This is a genomic window from Mesorhizobium sp. M2C.T.Ca.TU.002.02.1.1, from assembly GCF_003997225.1.
Genome location: NZ_RZTO01000432.1, coordinates 1 through 5,249, shown reverse-complemented (window position 1 = coordinate 5,249; position 5,249 = coordinate 1). Strand labels below are relative to the sequence as shown.

Genomic DNA, 5,249 nt, shown 5'->3' with positions numbered 1-5,249 from the left:
CTCCAGCCCCGGCCGAAGTTCGGCCAGGTCGGCAGCCTTTCGAGGAAGGCGAGACGGGCATCGCACAACGCATCGACGACGACGCCCGCTGGCTTTGCTCTCGCCGCCGCCAGCGTCGCCGGGCCGATGAGGCCGTCCTGGCCAACGCCGAGCACAGCTTGAAGATATTTCGCCGCCCTGCCCGGCCCGCTGTTCACGGCAAAGTCGAAGACGGCATAGTCGACGCCATCGGGAAGCTCCGCGCCGGCTACGGCATCCCAGTAAAAGCGCCGATAAACCGTGGCTAGCTGGGCGTCGCTGATGGCGCGAAGATCGGCCTTGGTGGCGTCGGCTTTGACGTAGCGACGAAAATTGGCGAGCGTGACGCCTTTCATGGTCGCGCCACCGGGATCGGCGGGTTTATCCGACCAACCGCCCTCGGATTTGAGCACGAGCGAAAGGCTTCGCGCGAAGTTGCGGTCCATGGGTGTTCCTTTCTGCTTGGGATGGGCAGACTGAGGAGTCCAATTTCGAGGATGACAACAAGCCCAGCCATCGGCTACGGATGGATACCGTTGAAGGCTGCGGCAGTTTGAGAGAACAGGGATCTTAGCTGTGAAGCATATAATTCAGCCGATCGGCGATATCTCGGACAATCCGCCTAAGTGGCACTGCGACCTGGACTTTCAGGCCTTGTGTATCCAGGTCGATGTCACAGATCCGAATGGCAACGCGTTCGGGGTTACGATCGAAGCACAGGGTGGCAAACTTGTGCTTCAATGTTTTGACCCTACGCACGATGAACCACTCCGAGTCCAGATTTCCGCCGCTGGAACCATTGAGACGGACGACGAAAGGAACGGCGACCAAATAATCCACCACCCAACGTGGACGGGGCAGGCGCCGCCTCCCTAGGTAAGACCCACGGCGCCAGGATCATCGCGGCATACAACCGAGCGCGAACTAGTGTGCGAATAGGTCGATCTTGCAGTGATCCATGTTGCTCTTACCGATAATGCATGCCTCCGCGCCTAACTTGGGAATGATCTGGCACGGGGCGCTGATAATTCGTTGACGCGGGTAAGAGAACCGACGACCATACCCAACAACGAGGCGAACCAGGAGGCCGCCTCGGACTAGGGCGAACATGCTATTACCTCTTGCTTGACGAGGCGGTCTTGCCCCTTAGCGCGACGGAGAAGAAGTCCGTTTCGCGCATGTGGATTTGTTGTTCGGCCACGTAGTCGCCGACCCATCCCGCCGCCGTAATCGAGGCGTCGGAGATTGTATCTTGAAATGCGGGTTCGGATGCGCCGTGCTGCCACGACTTGCGGGAAATGCTTGAACCCTGAATGCGGAATCGGGTCCAAATCCAAACCGATGGCCCCGTGCTTGAAATGGTCGGTGATGGGCCGTCGGTTGGGCCGCTGATAATTGATGATATACCGGAAACGTTCTTGTTGGTCTGGATGCGCCAGTCGGTGCCGGCCGATGTGTGATAGAACGCCAGAGCGCTGTAGGCCATTTCACTTCCAACGCCGCCAGCACCGCGGGCTCCAAGGCGGGTGAAGGTGTTGATTGTGTTAAGCGGATTTGTAATGACGCGGCCGCGGGCAAGAATTTCAACATCGGCGGCTGGCGAAACTCTATCCCAACTGAAAAATCCAAGGCCACCGGTCACAGTAATGTTGAACCGCAAGGCCTTGCCCGAGAGTGAACCCGACGATGTTTCGACAGTCGGCGTGTAGTGCGCCGCGCCCCAGCGCTTCGACCAGTCGTGCGGCTGCGCGCCGGTCATGTACTCGCTGAAATCCGTGACGTAATAGTCCGGATCACGCTGAATGTAAGCGGGAAGAACCAGGCTCATGACAGGGCCTCAAGAACGGCGGTTACGCCGGCATCAGTCTTGGAAATATGCAACTTGAACAACGCGCCGTTGGTGGTAGTGAGCGCATCGCCTTTCGGGAACCCGGAGGCAAACCCGGAGAAGGAAATCGCCCCAGCGCTCGCGCCGTTGGTAATGTCGATCTCCATGTTGTAGCTGTTTGCCGTCGTTGGCGCCGCCAAAGTGAACGCCCCATTGTTAGTGATCTTGCGATAATTGCCGCCCGTAGGGGCCGGCGTATAGGTGCCGGACGATTTGGTACCGTCGTTCACCGCCGTGTGCGTGAAACCCGCTGTCATAGCCAGATTGTCGGCGGCTTTCTGCAGCATGGCCGCAGCGATTTCTGACAAGGTATCGAACGCAGCCGAAACTCCACCCAATATGACGTCGATCGCCGCCTTCACAAACCCCGTGGTGGCAATCTGGGTCGTGTTGGTCCCGGGTGCTGCAGTCGGCGCCGCCGGCGTTCCGGTAAAGGTCGGGCTCGCCTTAGGCGCAAATGTCGTGTCGACATAGGCCGTCGTCGCAATTTGCGAGGAGTTGGTGCCCGCTGCGGCTGTTGGCGCCGTTGGCGTGCCCGTAAATATCGGACTGGCTTTCGGCGCCAGGCTCCCCACAGCCACGCCGCTGTCCTTCACCACCTTCCCGGTCGTGCCGTTGAAGGTGGCGATGTTGTCGGCCGCGGCCGAGGCCGGCCCTGCGACCAGGCTCGCCACAGCCACGCCGCTGTCCTTGCCCGCTTTCCCCGTGGTGCCGGCGAAGGTCACGATGTTGTCCGTCACCGAGGAGGCCGGGCCGGTGAAGTCCCCGCTACCCAGCCCATCGGCGCCCTTGTCGCCGGCGCGGGTGAAGATCAGCCAGATGCCGTCGGCGGTCGTGGGCAAGGTGCCGGCGCCGCTGACATAGGCGAGCGTCAGTTTTCGATAGCCCGTCCCGTCCACCACCGAGCCCGTGACATTGTAGGTATAGGCGATCGCGGCTGACGCCTTGGAGCGCAGCGTGCGCTGGCCCTTGATCATGTTGGTGCTGTCGTCGAACGTATCCAGCACGCCGCTCACCGTGGCGCCGCTGGAATCGAGATTGTCGATATAGGCGGCCGTGGCCGAGGCGGCGGTGGCGTTGTTCAGCCGCAGCGTGCCGTTGCCGGGGTCGGCATCGGCGGTGCTGGTGGAAAAGGTGTAGCCGAGTGCCGCCACCGCATTGGCGGCAGCGACGGCGCTTGCCGCCGCGCTAGTGGCCGAACTCGCGGCGTTGGTGGCGGAGCCGGAGGCGGCGGTGGCCGAGCTAGATGCGGCGGAAGCCGAGCCGGCGGCAGCACTTGCCGAGGCGCCGGCGCTGGTGGCCGAACCGGCAGCCGTGGAAGCGGAACCGGCCGCTGCCGTCGCCGAATTGCCGGCGTTCGTCGCGCTGGTCGCGGCGTTGGCGGCGGAAGTAGATGCGGCGGTGGCGGAGCCGGCCGCCGCTGTCGCCGAACCCGCCGCGTTGGTGGCGCTGGTGGCGGCGGCGTTCTTGGAGGTCAGCGCGGCCGCCGCGCTCGTGGCTGCGGCATTGGCGGCATCCACGGCATCGCCGAGCGTGTCCTGCGAGAGATAGAAGCTGAGCGTGATCGGGTCGGCGCCGATCACCGGGTCCAGCGTCTCGAAGGCATAGATGCGATCGGCCGAGACAGCGCCCTCCTGCACATGCACGGTCGTGCCCTTTTGCATCGTGCGCGTGGTGCGGGCGTCGGCGGCGCGGTACCACGGGCCCTCGCTCGCGGTGTAGATGCCGTTCTGGGTCTGGTCGGCCTGGTCCTTGACCAGCACGCGGTCGCCGACTTCCGTCAGCAGGCCGTCGATGGTCTGCAGGCCGTAAAGGGTGATGTTCGCGGTCGTCGCCAGGCGCACGGGTTCGCGCTCGCCGGTCAACAGGCGAACGGCGGCAGTTGCAGGTCGGGCCATAAGGCTTGCTCCATGAAAAAAAGCCCTGCGAAAGCGAGGCTTGAAAAGATTTGGATTAGCGCGCGGGCTGGATTTGTAGCCGCATCGGAAATCAGTTCATTGTCACCGGGATTTTCGCCAACTTCACTGAGCCTGCCCGCTCTCGGAATCCGAGCTATCCGAACCCAAAGCCGCTCCCGCTCCGGCCGCCCCGCCGGCGGTGCCGGCGACGCTGTTGAACTGAATGATGTGCTTCAGATCTTTGTGTTCATTCACATAGGCGCGAATGCGGGCAGCCGTCTTTGGCGCACGGTCTTCATATAATTGGGGTTCGCCATGTAGGCGCGAATGGCTTCCGCCATCAATTCCCTGTCCGCCTCAATCCCCTTCTTGTAACCCATTTGCTCCGGGCCGAACCCCCGGTACACTTTCGACGAGGATTGTTCGACAGGACGCCCGGCAGCGCGGGCCTGTTGCAAAGTCGGATTGTTGAGGTCGTTGTAGAGCCACCTAAGCTCGGCCTTGATCCCATCCTGGTCGATCATCCGAACCGGCGCAACTCGATCGTGACCGACGATCTTGCCAGCAAGATCGTCGATCATGTGGCCCATTTCATGGGCTCCGACCTTTACCGCATCCGAGCCACGCAGCGTATTTAAGATATGAATAGAGCGCTCTGGGCCATTTGGGCCCCGGACCACTACGTACTTTCCGAACTCTCCTCGTGAAAACGCTCTCGCCTCATCTGCCTCAATGCGCGAGCCAATCGCTGCCTCTGCAAGGGCGTCATGTTCTTCCGGTGAGACGGCGACGTCTTCTCCGCCCACCACTCTTCGGCCGACCACTCCTTCACCGAGCGGTCTTCCCTCGGGGTCATAGAGGAGTCTTCCGGTTTCGGGGTCGGAGAGCTGTCTTCCGGTTCTGGCGTCGACGAGGAGTTTTTCGTTGTCATCGGCTATCACCGCGTATGGATAATCGTCGAGAATAGAGCGGGCTGGCTTGGTTTGAGGATCATAGATGTTTGCGCTTCTACTCGCAATCTCATCCGTCGTCTGCACAAAGAAATACGGTGGAAATACGCACTGTCACCTATTCCAAAGATCTTCAATCTTCTTCCGGCTCGTCGTACAAACGAATTCCGGCTGATTCATTACCCAAACGCTCGAACACATCCAAGGCACGCTCCGAAACGACAAGCTCATGATTTGGAGCCATGCCGAAGTCGTCGTGCCCTGGCTGCCCCTTGATTTTCATCCAGACGAAAGATGGAAGTTTCGTCTTTGGCTGTAGCCGACGAAATAACTCGGAAGCGGTCACCTCGACATCGGCAAACGTCGCCCCAGAGACGCCGATCGTAAGCAGCTCTCGCTCAGCCTCCTTGGTGACGAGATAGCAGGGGAAACTCGTTATCAGAACATCGCCGATCCAGACGTCAATCACGTAGTGAAGCTTACGGACAATTGGGG

General features: G+C 61.1%; 5 protein-coding genes. All 5 read right to left on the bottom strand.

Annotated features, from left to right (window positions below):
* Positions 1–464 (bottom strand): glycosyl hydrolase 108 family protein (locus EOD07_RS21375; protein ID WP_127236878.1); only part of this gene is annotated, 464 nt, incomplete at its 3' end.
* A gap of 668 nt (positions 465–1,132) precedes the next feature.
* Positions 1,133–1,846 (bottom strand): hypothetical protein, encoded by a 714-nt coding sequence (locus EOD07_RS21370; RefSeq protein ID WP_127236877.1) that lies wholly within the window; start codon positions 1,844–1,846, stop codon positions 1,133–1,135.
* Positions 1,843–3,804 carry a hypothetical protein gene (locus EOD07_RS21365; RefSeq protein WP_127236876.1) on the bottom strand — a complete coding sequence of 654 codons (1,962 nt, stop codon included), beginning with the start codon at positions 3,802–3,804 and terminating at the stop codon, positions 1,843–1,845. The genes EOD07_RS21370 and EOD07_RS21365 overlap by 4 nt, the downstream gene beginning before the upstream one ends.
* A 251-nt stretch (positions 3,805–4,055) precedes the next feature.
* On the bottom strand, positions 4,056–4,841 hold the full coding sequence (locus EOD07_RS21360; protein ID WP_127236875.1) for a hypothetical protein: 786 nt from the start codon (positions 4,839–4,841) through the stop codon (positions 4,056–4,058).
* A 46-nt stretch (positions 4,842–4,887) separates the two neighbouring features.
* On the bottom strand, positions 4,888–5,249 hold a 362-nt coding region (locus EOD07_RS37735), incomplete at its 5' end, for a hypothetical protein (RefSeq protein WP_164772405.1).